The organism is Streptomyces soli (assembly GCF_003999195.1).
Lineage (GTDB): Bacteria > Actinomycetota > Actinomycetes > Streptomycetales > Streptomycetaceae > Actinacidiphila > Actinacidiphila soli.
The window spans coordinates 1-16,265 of sequence record NZ_RJVR01000355.1; the positions used below are offsets into that span (position 1 = coordinate 1).

Here is a 16,265-nt window from a genome sequence, read left to right on the forward strand (position 1 = left end):
ACCTGGGTCGGCTGAGGCTGGGGGGCCGGGGCGCCGTAGGGGTGCGGCTGCGGCTGCCCGCCGTACGACGGGTCGGGCGCGCCCGGGGCCGGGTAGCCGTAGCCGCCGGGCTGCGGGGTGCCGGGGTAGGGCTGGCCGTACGGCGTGGGCTGCGGCTGCTGCGGGCGCGGGGCCGGGAGCAGCGGGGCCTTGAGGGCCGGGTTGCCGATCAGGGTCAGTACGGCGAGCGCGGCCAGCCCGAAGGCGCCGATCAGCGACAGGTACGCACCGGCGCCCAGGCTCAGGTCGACGCCGTCGCCGGGGCTGCCCACGAACAGCGACCACAGGGCGGCCCAGGCGGCGGAGAAGGCGAGGACCGTCCCCCACTGGTCCAGGGCGATGCCCAGCACCTTGCGTCCCTCGGGCTGGAAGCGGGCGGCGACGATCAGACCAGCCGCGATGAGCCCCACCAGGTGGACGGACGGCAGCAGCGGGAAGAGGTTGCTCTTCCAGGCGTTCGTCTCGGCGTGGTAGGAGGAGAAGGAGCCGGTGCCGCTGCTGCTGTAGAAGGTCAGGAACGAGGCGATCAGAAGCAGCACCGCTGCACCGATCACCGCGCCGTCTCCTCGCGTGAGGGAGCGGTTATTCACTAATGGTCCTTAGTCGTCAGTAGTCCAGGCGCGGGGGCGATCCCCCATCGTACGGGTGTGGTCAGAGGCCGGTCAGCCGGGTGTTGGCTCTGGTACAGGATCGGGACCCAGCCTCTACGGCGTTCTCACGTGCTCACGTCTTTCCTTCCAGGTATGCGGTGATGCCGTCCGCAATGCCCTGCGCCGCGCGCTGGCGCCAGGCCGGGTCGGTGAGCTCGGCGGCGTCCTTCGGATCACGCATGTTGCCGCACTCGATGAAGACCTTCGGGACCGTGCTGAGGTTGAGCCCGCCGAGGTCTCTGCGGGTCACCAGACCGGTGCCGCCGCCGAGGTAGTTCGCGGGGAAGGAACCGGTGTCCGCGGCGAAGTGCTTCTTCACGGCCCTGCCGAGGCTGCGCGACGGCGCCACGATCGCCCGGGTGTCCGCGATGCCCTGGTGGACGGCCGCCGGGAGGATGACGTGGAAACCGCGGTTGCCGGCCGCCGAGCCGTCCGCGTGGACGGAGATGGCGGCGTCGGCCTCGGCCCTGTTGCCGATGCCGGCGCGCTCGTTGATGCACGGCCCGAAGGCGGAGCCGCCGGTGTCATGGGTGAGCTTGACCGTCGCGCCGCGCTTGACCAGCAGGGCCTGGGCCCGGTGGACGACGTCCAGGGTGAAGGACGCCTCCGCGTAGCCGCCGTTGGTGGCGGTGCCGGTGGTGTCGCAGGCCTTACGGCCCGTGCCGATGTCGACCAGGCGGTTGATCTCGACGGTGTGGTTGCGGTCGCCGGGGTTGTGGCCGGGGTCGAGGACGACCACCTTGCCCTTGAGGGGCAGAACGGCGGCGGTGGCGGGGGTGCCGCCGGTCCCCTTGCTGTCGCTGTTGCCGGCGGCTGTGCTGTCGCCGCCGAGGCTCGATGGCGCCGACGACACGGACGGCAGCGGCAGCACGCGCTGCGGCTCGCTCCCGCCGCCCGGGCCGCGCATCGAGTCCCAGACCAGCCAGCCGGCGAAACATGTCGGTACGAGTGCGGCCACCGCGATAGCGAGCGTGCCGCCCCGCCGGCCGGATGCATTGCTGAACACGTCAGCGATGCTAGCCGCCGCTTCAGATCCCCGCGCCCGTACGCCGCAGGACGTGCAACGAACCGGTCACGGAGAGTTCCGTAAAGGCGCCGGACGCGAGCGCCCGCCGGTAGATGCGGTACGGGGCCTGGCCGCCGTCGGCCGGGTCGGCGAACACGTCGTGGATCACCAGCAGGCCGTCCGGCGCGACGTGCGGCGCCCAGCCCTCGTAGTCGTTCGTGGCGTGCTCGTCGGTGTGGCCGCCGTCGATGAACAGCAGGGCGAGCGGCTTCCCCCACAGGGCGGCTGCCTGGGGCGAGCGGCCCACGAGGGCGACGACGCTGTCCTCCAGGCCCGCCGCGTGCAGTGTCCTGCGGAAGGTGGGCAGCGTGTCCATCAGGCCGACCTCCGGGTCGACCAGCTCCTTGTCGTGGTACTCCCAGCCCGGCTGCTGCTCCTCGCTGCCCCGGTGGTGGTCGACCGTGACGGCGGTCGTCTTCGCCTCCCGCGCGGCCCCGGCCAGCAGGATCGTCGAGCGCCCGCAGTACGTTCCGACCTCCAGCAGCGGCAGCCCCGGCAGCCGCCGGGCCGCGTCGGCGGCGGCCGCGTACAGAGCGAGGCCTTCATGGGCGGGCATGAAGCCCTTCGCCGCCTCGAAGGCGGCAAGCACGGCTGGTGCGGGGTGCTGCGTCATGCCGCCCATCGTGCCAGTCGCCTCCGGTGGGGTGCACTGGGGGTTTGGGTTGCGCGCCGTCGGTGGCTGCGGGTCCGCTGCGACTGCGGCGGGCTTCTCCCACCCGCCCACCCGGCGCCCTCGACGGTCGGGCTCGGGCCTCTCGCGGGTGGTTGCGCGCCGTCGGAGGCTGTCGCCTCGTCGCGTGTGGGAAGGCGTTCCGCAAGGCGAGCGAAGCGAGATGGGGGTCCCCCCGGCCGAAGGCTGGGGGGACCCCCATCCAGCGTCTAGCTGGGGGAGGTTGGCGCACCGCCACCGGCCCGAGGCCGGCAGCGACACCGCAACCCGCCCACCCGGAGGGGTTCTGCTACAGCCAGCCGTTGTGGCGGGCGGCGCGGAGGGCTTCGAGGCGATTGCGGGTGCCGGTTTTGCCGATGGCGGCGGAGAGGTAGTTGCGGACGGTGGACTCGGAGAGGTGGATTTTGGCGGCGATGTCGGCGACGGTGGCGCCGTCGGCGGCGGCGTTGAGGACGTCGCGTTCGCGGGGGGTGAGGGGGTTGGGCCCGGCGCTGAGGGCGGTGGCGGCGAGGGCGGGGTCGATGACGCGTTCGCCGGCGAGGACGCGGCGGATGGCGGTGGCGAGGTCCTCGACGGGGCCGTCCTTGACCAGGAAGCCGGAGGCGCCGGCTTCCATGGCACGACGGAGGTAGCCGGGGCGGCCGAAGGTCGTGAGGATAAGGACCTTGCAGTCCGGGAGGAGCTCGCGCAGCTCGGCGGCGGCGTCGAGGCCGCCGCGGCCGGGGAGTTCGATGTCGAGGAGGGCGATGTCGGGCCGTACGGCAAGGGCCTCGGGCACGATGCGGTCGCCGGCGCCGACCTGGGCGACGACCTCGATGTCGTCCTCAAGATTGAGCAGCAGGGCGAGCGCGCCGCGCATCATGCCCTGGTCCTCGGCGAGGAGGACCCGGATCGGTTCGGTCATACGACGTGCGCCTCTTCCTCCACCGGCAGTTCGGCGACCAGCCGGAAGCCCTTGCGATCCCCCGGGCCAGTCTGCAGTGAGCCGCCGGCCGTGGCGAGGCGTTCGGCCAGCCCCTTCAGGCCGTTGCCGGTCGCGGCGGAGCTCGCGCCACTTCCGTCGTCCGTGATCTCCAGGCGTACGCGGCCCTCGGCACCCGTGAGGGCGATGGCGCAGGACCTCGCCCCGCTGTGCCGGATCACATTGGTCGCCCCCTCCCGTACGACCCACCCCAGCAGCGCCTCCGCCTGCGACGGCAGCGGCAGCCCCGACTCCCGTACGACCGCGTCGATACCCGCCGCGCCCAGGGCGGAGCGGGCCCGGTCCAGCTCGGTGGCGAGGCTGCCGTCGCGATAGCCGGTGACGGCCTCGCGTATCTCGGTGAGGGCCTGGCGGCCGACGGCCTCGATGTCGGCGACCTGGGCGAGGGCGGCGTCCAGATCGCGCGGGGCCAGCCGGCGGGCGGCCTCGGACTTGACCACGACGACGGACAGGGTGTGGCCGAGCAGATCGTGCAGGTCGCGGGAGAAGCGCAGCCGCTCCTCGGCGACCGCGTGGCGGGCCAGCTCACGCCGGGTCTCCCGGAGTTGGGAGATCGCGCCGAAGAGGGTGAGCATCGTGGCCGTGACCAGGCCGGACAGCAGCGTGCCGTAGCCGAGGGCCAGCGAGTCCCCGATGCCCCCGCCGTCCCGCAGGAAGGAGAGCGCGGCGGCGGAGGCGGCGAGGGCGAGCAGCCACGCCGCTATGTTGCGGCCGCGGGACACCACGCCGCAGGCCATCGACAGCAGGGGGAAGAACAGCAGCCAGTTGCCGGCGTAGCCGATTGCCAGCGCGTACGTCACCGCCGCCAGGGCGAGCAGCAGCCACAGCTGCAGCTTGTCCCCCGGCTGACGGCGCGGGTCGAAGGACGCGAAGATCACCGTCGCGTACAGGGAGTTGAAGACCAGCAGCCCGGTGCCGCCGAGCCAGGGGAGGGGCGCGGTGCCCTGGATGATGTTGGAGAAGGCGCCCGCGCCCAGGAGCAGCCAGGGCAGGAAGGTGTAACGGTTCGGCGGCTTGAGGTCCTCGATCTCCTCGGTGAAAGCCCTGGGCCGGAACCTCTCCCGACATTTCCCCCACGACATGATGTGCCTCCTCCCCCTGGCCCCCGTCAGGCCAGGACCATCATCGGTCATGTCATGACCGTACGAGGGGTGCTGCGGGCCGGGGCAGATGCGAATGTCGCGGGTCCGGTAGGACAAATGTCCCGCCCGACCTCTCCCGACTGATGGCGCGTCAGCTCTTCCCGCTCCGGGAGTGATGCGTTATACAGGAGGCCGTTGCTAGAACGCGTTCTAGAAGGAGCGGTCCGGGCATGCCCATCGACGTCACCAAGGCCACCACCGCCGAGCCCCGCCGCGCCGAGCTCGCCTGGACCCACAAGGACGTCCTCCTCTACCACCTCGGCATCGGCGCCGGCGCCGACGACCTCCGCTACACCTTCGAAAGCCCCGTCCTCCAGGTGCTGCCCAGCTTCGCCACCGTCGCCGGCGGGGCACTGGCCGCCGCCGGCGGACTGTCGATGCCCGGGATCGACGTCGACCTCGCCACCGTGCTGCACGGCGGCCAGCGCATCGACGTCGCCCGCCCGCTCCCCGTCCACGGCGAGGCCGTCCAGTCCTCGCGGATCGCCGCCGTGTACGACAAGGGCAAGGCCGCCGTCATCATCCTCCGCAGCGAAGTCACCGACGCCGACGGCCCGTTGTGGACCTCCGACACCCAGATCTTCGTACGCGGCGAAGGCGGCTTCGGCGGCGAACGCGGCCCCTCCGCCCGTACGGAGACCCCCGACCGCGACCCGGACCGCACGGCCCTGCGCACCACCCGCGAGGACCAGGCCCTGCTCTACCGGCTGTCCGGTGACTGGAACCCGCTCCACGCCGACCCCGAGTTCGCCAAGCGCGCGGGTTTCGACCGGCCGATCCTGCACGGGCTGTGCTCGTACGGGATCGTGCTCAAGGCCGTCGTCGACACGCTGCTCGGCGGCGACGCGGCCCGCGTCCGCGGATACACCACCCGCTTCGCCGGGATCTTCTTCCCCGGCGAGACCCTGCGCATCCGTATGTGGTCCGGCCAGGGCCGTATCCAGGTGTCGGCCACCGCCGTCGAACGGGACGACGCGCCGGTCCTCTCCGACACCGTCGTCGAACACGCCTAAGAGGCCACGCAAATAGGTGGGGCGGAGGAAGGAGCGTGTCGAGGGCCGAGTCTGGCAAGGCGGTGGGGGCACCCCGCCGCGGTGGCACGCTGTGCGTCGTCGGCGCCGGAGCCATGGACGACCTCCTCCAGATCAACATGTTCGAGCTGTTCTTCGACGAGAAGCGGATCCTGCCGTCGCTGTACGGGGGCGGCGACGTGCTGCGGTCGTACGACCGGGTCATCCGGCTCTGGCGCGCGGGTCGCGTCGACCTGGAGGGGCTGATCACGCACCGGGTCCGACTGGAGGAGATCAACGAGGCCATCGGCCAGATGCGGACCGGTGAGGCGCTTCGCACGTGCATCACGGTGTGACCGCAGCCGGGCCCTCCCTCGTGGTGCCGGTCCGGGGCCTGCGGGGCTGGGGGTCCTGGACCGACATATTTACGTGCGTGACGGGCCGTCCGTTGCCTTGCCCGGCATGCCGCACACAAATATGCGGAGCGTCCAGAACCCCCACCCCTCCGACCCCGGACCTCCCAACGTCGTTGTCTGACTGCCCGCTGGGTGGGTGGCTGCGGGTCCGACCCTTCCGTCGTCCACTTCTGCTCCCCCGGGTTTGGGGTAGGCCGTCCGCCGTGGGGGTCCCCCCGGCCGAAGGGTGGCGGAGGGACTGGGGCTGGCACAACCGGACGGAGTCCGGCGCAGCCGTCCTGAAGCAAGCGCAGCGCCCGCGAGGGCGGCGTCCAGGATTCGGGACCCCCACCCCTCCGATCCAGGGCCTGCCCGCCGTTGTTGGCTTTGCGACGGACGGAGTTCCGATGGGACGGGAGGGCCGGGGTCGGAGGGGTGGGGTCCTGGACGCTGTCGCATATTTGTGTGCATCGTCCGGGGTGACGGAACAAAGTGTCCGTCACGCACGTAAATATGCGGTCCAGGGCCCCCAGCCCCGGAGGCCCCGGACCGGCACGGAAGCGTGGCCTAACCGACCGTGAAGGTAACCCATAATGCCGCTCACCCCACTGCAGGGCCGTACGGCCATCGTGACCGGCGCCGGGCGCGGGCTCGGCAGAGCGGAGGCGCTGGAGTTGGCGCGGCTCGGGGCGAATGTGGTCGTCAATGATTACGGGCAGGCGGCGCGCGACGGGTCGGGGGGAGGCGTCGGCGAGCCCGGCGGACGGTGTGGCGGCGGAGATCGTGGCGGGGGGCGGGAGCGCGGTGGCGCTCCGCGGGGACGTAAGCGATTTCGGCGCGGCCGAAGCGCTGATCGGCCTCGCGGTCGAGACGTACGGAGCGCTTGACATTCTGGTCAACAATGCCGGGATTCTGCGGGACCGCATGGTGTTCTCGATGGCGGAGGAGGAGTGGGACGCGGTGATCCGGGTCCATCTCAAGGGGCATTTCAATACGACTCTCTTCGCCGCGGCGCACTGGCGCGACCGGGCCAAGAAGAGCGCGGCGCAGGTATACGGGCGGATCGTGAACACGTCGTCGGAGGCGTTCCGCGCGGGCTCGGCCGGGCAGCCGAACTACGCGGCGGCGAAGGGGAAGTACGGAGTACGGAGTAACGCGATCTGCCCGAGGGCGCGGACGCGGATGACGGAGGATGTGTTCGGGGCGCCGGAGGGCGGGGGCTGGATCTGCTGGCGTCGGAGCATGTGGCGCCGTTGGTGGGGTATTTGGCGGGGCCGGCCGCCGACCGGGTGAACGGGCAGCTGTTCGTGGTGCACGGGGGGATGGTGGCGGTGGTGGATCGGCCACGGGTGGCGGCGCAGTTCGAAACGGCGAAAGACGCGTTCACGTACGACGAGCTGGATGAGCTGCTCACCCCGTACTACGGCGACCGCGACCCGTCACAGACCTTCGCGGCGACGGAGGTGCTGGCGCTGCGCCGCAGTACGGGGTGAACGTTTCTGCTAATTCGCTACTGCGCTGTACCGCTACTCCGTCGCAGGCCTGCGGTGACGGCCGTGCGCCGAGCTGTCGTTCTCGTCCGGCGAGGCCGGACCACGGTGGCGGCCCGCGGCCGCACCCTCGGCGGCATCGGCGTGGACGCGTGCCTCGGCGGTGTCGTTTCGGGCTTCGGACATGGGGATTCTCTCCGTCGATCGCTTACGATGTCTGCGCTCGGGGGTCGACGGAAACGCCCAACGAGCCATCCACGCATGCCGATTGATCACCGACGTCGCCCCCGCGCGACCTTATCGGAACTCAAGATCCCGCCGAAACCCGACCCGCCGCGGCAAGCGGCGCCTTCTGCAGCGGCAGTACGGGACTGGGCGCCGGCTCATCAGAAGGCCCAGGCACTTCCGGGACCGGCGGCGCCTCCGGGAGGACCGCAGCGGGCGCGTCGTAGTCCACCACTCCGCAAGCGCAGTGCACGCAGGCGTACGGCAGCCGCAGGACGCCCTTCGCCGTCCACAGCCCCGCGCCGGGCAGCCAGCCCTCCGGGCCGGTCAGCCAGGTGGCCGGGCGGCGTTCGCCGGGGCGCCAGACGGCGAGGGAGGTCCCGTGCGGATCCTCCACCCGCAGGGCGACCCCGCAGGCCTCAGGCATCAGCATCTGCCCCGGCTGCGCCGCGAACGGCATGAGCGTGGCGTCCGGCAGCCGGAGTGCCTCGGGGAACCGCACCGGGCGGCGGCTGCCGAGCACGCCCCAGCCGAGGCGGTCGTCGCCGGGGGCGTCGCTTCGTACGATGAGCAGCCCGCTGTCGGGCTCGGCGAGCAGCAGCCGGTCGTTGCTGTCCTCGGTGATCTGCAGCAGCGGGCTGACCCTCCCGCCGCCGCGCACATCCACCGCCACCGTCTTGGTCCGCCCCTCCACCTGCTGGTCGAGGGCCAGCATCCGGCCCGTACGGTCCAGCCAGATGCCGCCCGCGCAGCGCCCCGGCACGGCCGCGAGCTTCTGCAGCCCCTCGCCGCCGTGGACGAGCCAGACGTGACTGGTCGTGCCGTCGTACGTCAGGGCCAGCGCCTCCCCGGAAACCGGCGGCGGCAGCAGCCGTACCTCCTCCCCTTCCGCCGAACCGAGTGGCAGCGTCCCCGTCCCCGGGCCGGTCGGGTACAGCAGTACGAAGTCGTGCCGGTCGGCGACCCGGCGGCGGATGAGGACCCGCCCGTCGGGCAGCGGGAGCACCTGGGAGCCCGGGTCCTCGGGCTGGTTGCCGGGCAGCCGGACGGTGTAGGGCTCGGGGCCGTTCAGCGTCCAGCGCTCGGGGTACCAGTCGTCGCCGTCGCCCCGGGCGGCGAGACAGGCCGCATACGAGCCGTCGGCCGCTATCGTGAACCCCGCCCGCCGCACAGTGTCCGTGGCGGTCTCGGTGGCGCAGGTTTCCATGGTGTGAGCTCACCTCCGTCCCCAGACGCTAGTTTTCGTACCTTCGCCCGACCGACATGAGTTGGTGTGCTTCACACGTAAGGGTGGCTCTTGTCCGGATCTGCGGGAGATCCGGACCCGTGTGTGCTGAGCCTCGCGACTCCGTCCCCGTAAGGGATGAGAGGTAACCTTCCCCCCGTGCCCAAACTGTCCGACGTCATCGCCGCGCTCGAAGCCCTCTGGCCCCCGGAGCGGGCCGAGCACTGGGATGCCGTGGGCCTGGTGTGCGGCGACCCCGACGCCGATCTGACGCGGGTGCTCTTCGCCGTCGACCCGGTCCAGGAGGTCGCCGACGAGGCGATCAGGATCGGCGCCGACCTGCTGGTCACCCACCATCCCCTCTATCTGCGCGGCACGACCACGGTCGCGGCCACCGGATTCAAGGGCCGGGTCGTGCACACACTGATCAAGAACGACATCGCCCTGCATGTGGCGCATACGAACGCCGACCGCGCCGACCCCGGTGTCTCCGACGCCCTCGCCGGCGCCATCGGCCTGCGCGTCACCGGGCCGCTCGTCCCGGACCCGGCCGACCCGGCGGGCCGCCGCGGCCTCGGCCGGATCGGCGAGCTGGACGCGCCTCTGACCCTGACGGAGTTCGCCGAGCGGGCCGCGAAAGGACTGCCGCGCACCGCGGCCGGGCTGCGGATCGCGGGCGACCCGGAGCAGCAGATCCGTACCGTCGCCGTGTGCGGCGGCTCGGGCGACAGCCTCTTCGCCGACGTACGCGCGGCCGGGGTCGACGCCTACCTCACCGCCGACCTGCGCCACCACCCGGCCAGCGAGGCCCAGCAGGCAGGATCGCCGGCGCTGATCGACGCCGCCCACTGGGCCACCGAGTGGCCGTGGTGCGAGCAGGCCGCGAGCCAGCTCGACGAGATCTCCGACCGGCACGGCTGGGCCCTGCGGACGTACGTGTCCCGCACGGTCACCGATCCCTGGACGGCACACGCACTTTCCCCCGCCACAACTAGCTCAGGAGCCCCCCGCTGAACGCCGCGCCCGCCGACCAGATCCGACTCCTCGAAGTCCAGGCCCTCGACTCGCGCATCGCGCAGCTGGACCACAAGCGCCGCAACCTCCCGGAGCACGCGGAGCTGGAGCGGCTGACCGCCGATCTCACGCAGTTGCGTGACCTCCTGATCGCCGCCCAGACCCAGGAGAGCGACACCGCCCGCGAGCAGACCAAGGCCGAGCAGGACGTGGACCTGGTGCGCCAGCGCTCGGTCCGTGACCAGCAGCGCCTCGACTCCGGCGCGGTCTCCTCGCCGAAGGACCTGGAGAACCTCCAGCGCGAGATCGCCTCGCTCGCCAAGCGGCAGAGCGACCTCGAGGACGTCGTCCTGGAGGTCATGGAGCGGCGCGAGGCCCTGCAGGAGCGCGTCGCCGAACTCACCGGCCGCGTCGAGTCCGTGACCGCCAAGGTCGCCGAGGCCGAGGCCCGAAAGAACGCCGCCCTGAAGGAGATCGACGCCGAGGGCTTCAAAGCGGCCAAGGAGCGCGAGGTCATCGCCGACGCCGTTCCGGCCGACCTGCTCAAGCTCTACGACAAGATCCGCGTCCAGTCCGGCGGCGTCGGCGCCGCCAAGCTCTACCAGAAGCGCTGCGAGGGCTGCCGCCTGGAGCTCAACATCACCGAGCTCAACGAGGTGCGCGCCGCCCCCGCCGACTCGGTCGTCCGCTGCGAGAACTGCAGCCGCATCCTCGTCCGCACCCCGGAGTCCGGTCTCTGATGCCTGCCGGTACCCCTCGTTCGTTCATCGTCGAGGCCGACGGCGGCTCCCGGGGCAACCCGGGGCCGGCCGGCTACGGCGCCGTCGTCCTCGACCCGGCCACCGGCGAAACGCTGGCCGAGGCCGCCGAATACCTGGGGACGTGCACCAACAACGTCGCCGAGTACCGCGGCCTGATCGCCGGACTGCGGGCCGCCCACGCCCTCGACCCGGAGGCGCGGATCCGGGTCCGTATGGACTCCAAGCTCGTCGTCGAGCAGATGTCCGGCCGCTGGAAGATCAAGCATCCCGACATGCGGCCGCTGGCCGCCGAGGCGCGCACGATCTTCCCGGTCGGCCAGGTGACGTACGAATGGATCCCCCGCGAGAAGAACAAGCACGCCGACCGCCTCGCCAACGAGGCCATGGACGCGGGCAAGAAGGGCAAGCAGTGGGAGCCGGGAAAGTCCCGGGCGGCCTTGTCCGTGGTCCCCGACCCCGAGCCTCTCGAGGAGCCCCTCGATGAGCCGAAGGCCGCGCCCTCGGCCGGCTGGTCCGGCGACGTAGGGGCGCCGACGACCTTCGTGCTGCTCCGGCACGGCGAGACCGCCCTCACCCCCGAAAAGCGCTTCTCCGGCAGCGGCGGCACCGACCCCGAGCTCTCCGAGAAGGGCCGCTGGCAGGCCCAGCGCGCCGCCGACTCCCTCGCCGCACGCGGCACCATCCAGGCCGTTGTCAGCTCCCCCCTCGCCCGCTGCCGCCAGACCGCCGACACCGTCGCCGCCCGCCTCGGCCTCGACGTCCGCATCGACGAAGGCCTGCGCGAAGCCGACTTCGGCGCCTGGGAAGGCCTCACCTTCGCCGAGGTCAAGGACCGCTACCCGGCCGAGCTCGACGCCTGGCTCGCCTCCCCCAAGACCGCCCCACCCGGCGGCGAAAGCTTCGCCGCCGTCGCCCGCCGTGTCGCCGTCTCCCGCGACAAACTCCTCGCCCGCTACGCCGCCAAAACCGTCCTCCTGGTCACCCACGTCACCCCCGTCAAAACCCTCGTCCGCCTCGCCCTCGGGGCCCCGCCCGAGTCCCTCTTCCGCATGGAGCTGTCAGCGGCGGCCTTCTCGGCGGTCGCGTACTACGCGGACGGCAACGCGTCGCTGCGGCTGCTCAACGACACCTCGCACCTGCGGTGACCTGATCAAATCCAGCCCGTCCGGCGTTTGAGGACCGGGGGGACCCCCACCCAAAGCGGAGGTTTGGGGGAGAGCCCCCGGTTTCGGGAAGGGGCGGGGTGGGGGAGATCCTCGCCCCGGGCGCCGCGCTAGTGGACGTCCTCCACGAGCACGTCGATCCGGCCGGGCCCAGCCTCCTCCACCACGAACCCCAGCTCCCGCAGCACAACCACCAACTCCGCCGGGTCTTTCGGCCGGGCCCCGGCCACAAGCAGGGCCCGCACCAGCCGCCCCTTCGTCGCCTTATTGAAGTGGCTGACGACCTTCCGGGTATCGGCCTGAAGCACCCGCACCGTCGCCGTACGCCTCGCCACCTCACCCTTCGGCTTCCACGCCGTTCCGTAAGCCGCCGACCGCAGGTCCAGCACCAGGCCGCCGTCCGCCACCGCCGGCATGACCTCGGCCATCGGGCCCCGCCAGTGCGCGCCGAGGCCACCCAGCGCCGGGAGCCGCACGCCCATCGAGCAGCGGTAGGACGGGATGGCGTCGCCGATCCGCACCGCGCCCCAGAGGCCGGAAAAGACCAGGAGCGATTTCGCCGCCCGGCGCCGCGCGGCCCGGTCCAGCGTGGCGAGCCCGAGCGCGTCGTAGAGCACGCCCGTGTAGAGCTGACCGGCGGGCAAGGTCGGGGCTTCGCGCAGCCGGGCGTTCTTGGCGACCTCGCCCCGAAGCCCGGCGCTCAGCCCGAGCACGTGCACCGCCTTGTCCTCGTCCCCGGCGCACAGCCCGACCAGCTCGTCCAGGACCGCGGCCCGGGCCTCGGTCAGCCCCGGCAGGGACAGCGCCTCCAGCTTCACGGCCGGACCGGTGCCCCCGGTGGCCTTGCCCTCGGACGGCGGAAGCAGGATGAGCACGACAGGTCTCCTCGGCGCAGCGGTATGACATCAGTCATCAGTCACGTAATCAGTGACGATGCAGCCTACGGCGGCCCGGCTTACGCTCGCTCCATGCCCCGTCGCCACATGCGCGTGAAGGCCGCCGACGGAACAGAGCCGCGCGCCCCCTCGGCGAATCCCTCCGCGTCCGCCTGACCCGTGCCACCCCGGGGCGGCACGGGGTGCTCTTCGCCCCGGCGTAGAGGGAGACCGAGGTCGACTACCATGGTCACTACGGCGGACGAGCCGGCCGGGCGGCCGCGACGGGATTTTCGGATCCCGCCGAGGAACGTCCGGGCTCCACAGAGCAGGGTGGTAGGTAATGCCTACCCGGGGTGACCCGCGGGACAGTGCCACAGAAAACAGACCGCCAGGAGCCGTCAGGCACCTGGTAAGGGTGAAACGGTGGTGTAAGAGACCACCAGCGGCCGGGGTGACCCGGCCGGCTAGGTAAACCCCACCCGGAGCAAGGTCAAGAAGGGGACCGACAGGTCCCCTGCGCGAACGCTTGAGGGCTGCTCGCCCGAGTTCGCGGGTAGACCGCACGAGGCCGGCGGCGACGTCGGCCCTAGATGGATGGCCGCCTCCCTCGGAGCCGTAAGGCCCCGGGGAGACAGAACCCGGCGTACAGGCCGACTCGTCCGCCGTCCTGTAAAGCCGCAGGTCAGAGCCTATGTGCCTAATGCGCACTGCGTTATGGAGGCAATCAGAGGCAATCAGAGGAAGTCGCTCTGATTCGACCCCGACTGCCGAAAACCGTTGGGGTATCGGCTGGCCTGGACCGCGTGGCATGTGCACACCGTATTAGTCTGCGCCGAACGGTGAGGAAGCGCCTGGAGGAATACCCGCAGGTCAGAATCGCATCAGTTGAAGATCGCAAAGCGTACCTAGCGATGTCAGACATCTTCCGGATCCGTAGGAGTGCATGGGCGTGCTGCCCTCCGGCAAGTATTGTCTCGAATGGCCCCTTGGTGGGTCGTGGGGGACGGCCTCGGCAAAGTCGCCAGACGTACGGATTGTGATCATGGGGTTTCGATGTGTGCACCAGGCTGGGCTCGCTGGACGAGGGGCTTTGCTTGGTTGGCACAGTTCTTGATGGTGGACAGGTGAGCGCCTACCTCCGCCAGCCATGAAGTACTCAATCGCACTCCACCGGTCGAGTCGCTGCTCCACGCCGCCTCGGTCCATTCGGCGTTCTGCTCGGCCAGCACTGCGCCGTGTGCTCCACATGCCGAACGCGGAGTGACGTGGTTGCCTGGGTCTCGTTGGTGAGGCGAGCCGGGCCGGTAGTGCGGAGGGGGCGAGCGCTCGGTCTTCCCCCTGCGATCGGAGAGAGTCATGACCACCGCTCACGCGCCACACCCCGACCACGCGCATCAGCACGGCGAGGCCTGCGGCCATGTGGTCGTCCCTCACGGTGACCACGTGGACTACGTGCACGATGGCCACCTTCACCAGGTTCACGGCGACCACGTGGATGAGTGCGAGGCCGGCGATCACGCTCCGCACGGCGAGCATGACCATCAGCACGGCGAGGGCTGCGGGCATGTAGCCGTACCCCACCGCGACCACCTCGACTACGTACACGACGGTCACCGGCATGCCGAGCACGCCGGCCACTGGGACGACCACTGAGCCGAGTGCCGAGTTGAGCCGTGAAGGGCGGGCGCCCCTGTGGAGGAGCGCCCGCTGTATCCGTGTGTGGTGTGTGTCCGTACGTCATGGTTCCTCGGTTGGCACTATTGAATACGGATATCGTTACTGATTAGTGGTGCGGGGCGTCGACGTCAGTGGGTCTGTCCGGGCTCGCCGTGCTGTCGTGCTCACTCGCTCGCGTTCCGCGGCGACGGCATGAATGCGGGCCAGGGGGTGGTAGGGGAGAGGTCCGCATGAGCTGGACAAGTCAGGTGCCCGGCCCGGATCCGCGGGTGAGGGTGGAGAGGGACTCTGCGTGGGCGCCGGGCAAGGTGTGCGTGCGGGTCGTCGCGCCAATGGCCGGCAGGGCAACCGCGTGCCGTCGCCGTGGTTGCGTGACGTCGGCCGGGTCACTTCCGGCCGTTAAGCTGCTGGAGCTCGGCCGTGAAGGTCCGGTGGTGGCCCGTCTCGTCGCCCCGGATGCTGTGGAAGACGCCAGCTGTCGTCGGGTCGCCCGCTTTCTGGTCCTTGTTCGCGTATTGCGTGTACATGTTGATTGCGGCTTGCTCCGAGGCGATCGAGGTCTTGAGGTTCGAGGCGTTGGAATTGACGTAACCGGCGGCGTTAGACAGCCCGTTCCAGTTCTCGTACTGCTCCTGCGCCGCGAGTCTGGAGAACAGCGCGGCCAGGTTCGGCCGGCCGGTGTCCACCGCCGTCTTGGCGTCGTACTGGTACTGCGCCCAGTTCCACGCCGCGGTCTCAAGCGCGGAGTTGGAATCGCCCGTCAGGTTGTCGTTGTAGAAGGTCCCGGAGTAGTGCGGAGTCGCGGTCACTTGGATGGGGACGGTGCGGATGGAGGGGGCGGATGGCAGCGTGCCCTTGCCCTGCTCGGCGGTGAGAGCCTGCCTGAGCAGGCTCGCATCGGCGGTCTCCCGCGCGGCGACGGTGCGGAGCTCTGCGGCTGCCGCGGATCCCTTGGGTGCCTTGGCCGCCCAGCTGGTGTCGGCCTTCGCGGCCTGCTGTGCCTGTATGGTCGCGGTCCGCAGGTTGGCGATGTTGTCTGAGCCGCTGTACAGCCCGGCCAGCGTCACCTCGTGATTCCAGTGGTCTTGGTGCTCGACCTTGCCGACCGACTGCCAGACGTCGGCTAGGTCGGGCCGGCCGTTTTGGAACGCGCCGTCGGAGTATCCGGCGTACTGCAGGTAGGCGTCGGACTCGGTCTTGGCCGCGCTGATCTCCAGCTGCCGGCTCACCGAGCGCGTATTCGAGGACGCTGCGGCCGACGACGTGGGCGTCGAGGCTGCCTGTGCCGCCGGGGCAGCGGCACCGACCACGGCGAGTACCGCTACCGCCGGAACAATGTGGCGTATGTGCATTGCGAAACTTCTCCTCCGTGCCGGGGAATGCCCGGATCCGGCGAACGATGTCGTGGAGTGGGTGCATGGAATGGGTTGGGGTCGTCGACCAAGGACCTCCCATAGCGTCGAGAGCCTAAGGGGGCAAAAGGGGCATTTTAGTTAAAATACACAAGAAATTCCGGGGCTGCAGAGCTGCCCTCTTCCGCCGCAGCGTCGACTGCCGCCGGCGCACGCCGCGCACCAGTGCGTCGGAGAGGTACTGGGTCTCGCGCAGGCGCTCGCCCTTGGCCTTATGCGACGCTGTTCCCCGCCTGTGGCATGCGGTGGGGTAGAGGCGGGGCATGCCAGGAAGCGAGGATTCCCCGAGTGGCGCTGTGAGAGGCGCACGACGACACCGCAGCTAAGCGTGGCGCCTAGGAGCGTGGGTCCCGAGAGTTACGGCACCGTGATCCAGCCGGAGGCGCCCCGCTACTCCTGGGCGTGCCGGATCGCGTCGAGGACGATGTGGGCGACGTGGTCGTCGGTGAGGGAGTACTCGATCTCG

The 16,265-nt window shown here is 70.8% G+C and carries 13 protein-coding genes, 1 other RNA gene and 3 pseudogenes; 8 read left to right on the forward strand and 9 right to left on the reverse strand.

The window, feature by feature from the left end; genetic code table 11:
- The 5 genes and pseudogenes from EFK10_RS43515 to EFK10_RS43535 all read right to left on the reverse strand — a co-directional run.
- Positions 1-593 (reverse strand): annotated as a pseudogene (locus tag EFK10_RS43515) (hypothetical protein); the annotation flags it as partial.
- Positions 594-762: 169 nt separating this feature from the next.
- Positions 763-1,695: an N-acetylmuramoyl-L-alanine amidase gene (locus tag EFK10_RS43520; protein ID WP_240677839.1), complete on the reverse strand. Its 933-nt coding sequence runs from the start codon at positions 1,693-1,695 to the stop codon at positions 763-765.
- Between the two features lie 22 nt (positions 1,696-1,717).
- Positions 1,718-2,377: a class I SAM-dependent methyltransferase gene (locus tag EFK10_RS43525; RefSeq protein WP_407647255.1), complete on the reverse strand. Its 660-nt coding sequence runs from the start codon at positions 2,375-2,377 to the stop codon at positions 1,718-1,720.
- Between the two features lie 337 nt (positions 2,378-2,714).
- Positions 2,715-3,329: a response regulator transcription factor gene (locus tag EFK10_RS43530; RefSeq protein ID WP_127361164.1), complete on the reverse strand. Its 615-nt coding sequence runs from the start codon at positions 3,327-3,329 to the stop codon at positions 2,715-2,717.
- Positions 3,326-4,489, reverse strand: coding sequence for a sensor histidine kinase (locus EFK10_RS43535; protein ID WP_127361165.1), 1,164 nt, complete (start codon positions 4,487-4,489; stop codon positions 3,326-3,328). The genes EFK10_RS43530 and EFK10_RS43535 overlap by 4 nt, the downstream gene beginning before the upstream one ends.
- Positions 4,490-4,719: 230 nt before the next feature.
- On the opposite strand from EFK10_RS43535, the gene EFK10_RS43540 reads away from it, so the two are divergent.
- The 3 genes and pseudogenes from EFK10_RS43540 (at position 4,720) to EFK10_RS43550 (ending at position 7,447) form a co-directional block, all read left to right on the forward strand.
- Positions 4,720-5,562, forward strand: a complete 843-nt coding sequence (locus EFK10_RS43540; protein WP_127361166.1) for a MaoC/PaaZ C-terminal domain-containing protein — start codon at positions 4,720-4,722, stop codon at positions 5,560-5,562.
- 65 nt (positions 5,563-5,627) lie between these two features.
- Positions 5,628-5,915 (forward strand): annotated as a pseudogene (locus EFK10_RS43545) (Zn-dependent alcohol dehydrogenase); the annotation flags it as partial.
- A 632-nt stretch (positions 5,916-6,547) separates the two neighbouring features.
- Positions 6,548-7,447, forward strand: a pseudogene (locus EFK10_RS43550) (SDR family NAD(P)-dependent oxidoreductase).
- Between the two features lie 33 nt (positions 7,448-7,480).
- Here EFK10_RS43550 and EFK10_RS48220 read toward each other — a convergent pair.
- Both EFK10_RS48220 and EFK10_RS43555 read right to left on the reverse strand, forming a co-directional pair.
- Complete coding sequence (locus EFK10_RS48220; protein WP_164836412.1) at positions 7,481-7,630, reverse strand: hypothetical protein; 150 nt, start codon at positions 7,628-7,630, stop codon at positions 7,481-7,483.
- A 121-nt stretch (positions 7,631-7,751) separates the two neighbouring features.
- Positions 7,752-8,876: a hypothetical protein gene (locus EFK10_RS43555; protein WP_127361167.1), complete on the reverse strand. Its 1,125-nt coding sequence runs from the start codon at positions 8,874-8,876 to the stop codon at positions 7,752-7,754.
- A gap of 177 nt (positions 8,877-9,053) precedes the next feature.
- Between EFK10_RS43555 and EFK10_RS43560 the strand changes: the two genes are divergently transcribed.
- Genes EFK10_RS43560 through EFK10_RS43570 form a run of 3 tightly spaced genes read left to right on the forward strand, consistent with a single transcriptional unit; the run spans position 9,054 to position 11,814 of the window.
- Positions 9,054-9,908: a Nif3-like dinuclear metal center hexameric protein gene (locus tag EFK10_RS43560; protein ID WP_127361168.1), complete on the forward strand. Its 855-nt coding sequence runs from the start codon at positions 9,054-9,056 to the stop codon at positions 9,906-9,908.
- The gene (locus EFK10_RS43565) at positions 9,905-10,648 is read left to right on the forward strand and encodes a zinc ribbon domain-containing protein (RefSeq protein ID WP_127361169.1); all 744 of its coding nucleotides are present in this window, start codon (positions 9,905-9,907) and stop codon (positions 10,646-10,648) included. The genes EFK10_RS43560 and EFK10_RS43565 overlap by 4 nt, the downstream gene beginning before the upstream one ends.
- Positions 10,648-11,814, forward strand: coding sequence for a bifunctional RNase H/acid phosphatase (locus EFK10_RS43570; RefSeq protein ID WP_127361170.1), 1,167 nt, complete (start codon positions 10,648-10,650; stop codon positions 11,812-11,814). The genes EFK10_RS43565 and EFK10_RS43570 overlap by 1 nt, the downstream gene beginning before the upstream one ends.
- 128 nt (positions 11,815-11,942) lie before the next feature.
- Here the strand turns inward: EFK10_RS43570 and yaaA are convergent, their stop codons facing one another.
- Positions 11,943-12,707, reverse strand: coding sequence for a peroxide stress protein YaaA (gene yaaA / locus EFK10_RS43575; protein WP_127361171.1), 765 nt, complete (start codon positions 12,705-12,707; stop codon positions 11,943-11,945).
- A gap of 263 nt (positions 12,708-12,970) precedes the next feature.
- Here yaaA and rnpB point away from each other — a divergent pair.
- Both rnpB and EFK10_RS43585 read left to right on the forward strand, forming a co-directional pair.
- Positions 12,971-13,372: RNase P RNA component class A (rnpB, locus tag EFK10_RS43580), an RNA gene on the forward strand.
- Between the two features lie 694 nt (positions 13,373-14,066).
- Positions 14,067-14,363 carry a hypothetical protein gene (locus tag EFK10_RS43585; protein ID WP_127361172.1) on the forward strand — a complete coding sequence of 99 codons (297 nt, stop codon included), beginning with the start codon at positions 14,067-14,069 and terminating at the stop codon, positions 14,361-14,363.
- A gap of 410 nt (positions 14,364-14,773) precedes the next feature.
- Here EFK10_RS43585 and EFK10_RS43590 read toward each other — a convergent pair whose 3' ends face one another.
- Positions 14,774-15,739, reverse strand: a complete 966-nt coding sequence (locus EFK10_RS43590) for a ferritin family protein (protein WP_127361173.1) — start codon at positions 15,737-15,739, stop codon at positions 14,774-14,776.
- Positions 15,740-16,265 lie beyond the last annotated feature (526 nt).

Excerpts from the sequence above, each read along its gene's own strand:
- EFK10_RS43525 (WP_407647255.1), bottom strand. The coding sequence starts at position 2,377 with ATGGGCGGCATGACGCAGCACCCCGCACCAGCCGTGCTTGCCGCCTTC.
- EFK10_RS43585 (WP_127361172.1), top strand. The coding sequence starts at position 14,067 with ATGACCACCGCTCACGCGCCACACCCCGACCACGCGCATCAGCACGGC.
- EFK10_RS43570 (WP_127361170.1), top strand. The coding sequence starts at position 10,648 with ATGCCTGCCGGTACCCCTCGTTCGTTCATCGTCGAGGCCGACGGCGGC.
- EFK10_RS48220 (WP_164836412.1), bottom strand. The coding sequence starts at position 7,630 with ATGTCCGAAGCCCGAAACGACACCGCCGAGGCACGCGTCCACGCCGAT.
- EFK10_RS43590 (WP_127361173.1), bottom strand. The coding sequence starts at position 15,739 with ATGCACATACGCCACATTGTTCCGGCGGTAGCGGTACTCGCCGTGGTC.
- EFK10_RS43530 (WP_127361164.1), bottom strand. The coding sequence starts at position 3,329 with ATGACCGAACCGATCCGGGTCCTCCTCGCCGAGGACCAGGGCATGATG.
- EFK10_RS43540 (WP_127361166.1), top strand. The coding sequence starts at position 4,720 with ATGCCCATCGACGTCACCAAGGCCACCACCGCCGAGCCCCGCCGCGCC.
- EFK10_RS43555 (WP_127361167.1), bottom strand. The coding sequence starts at position 8,876 with ATGGAAACCTGCGCCACCGAGACCGCCACGGACACTGTGCGGCGGGCG.
- EFK10_RS43535 (WP_127361165.1), bottom strand. The coding sequence starts at position 4,489 with ATGTCGTGGGGGAAATGTCGGGAGAGGTTCCGGCCCAGGGCTTTCACC.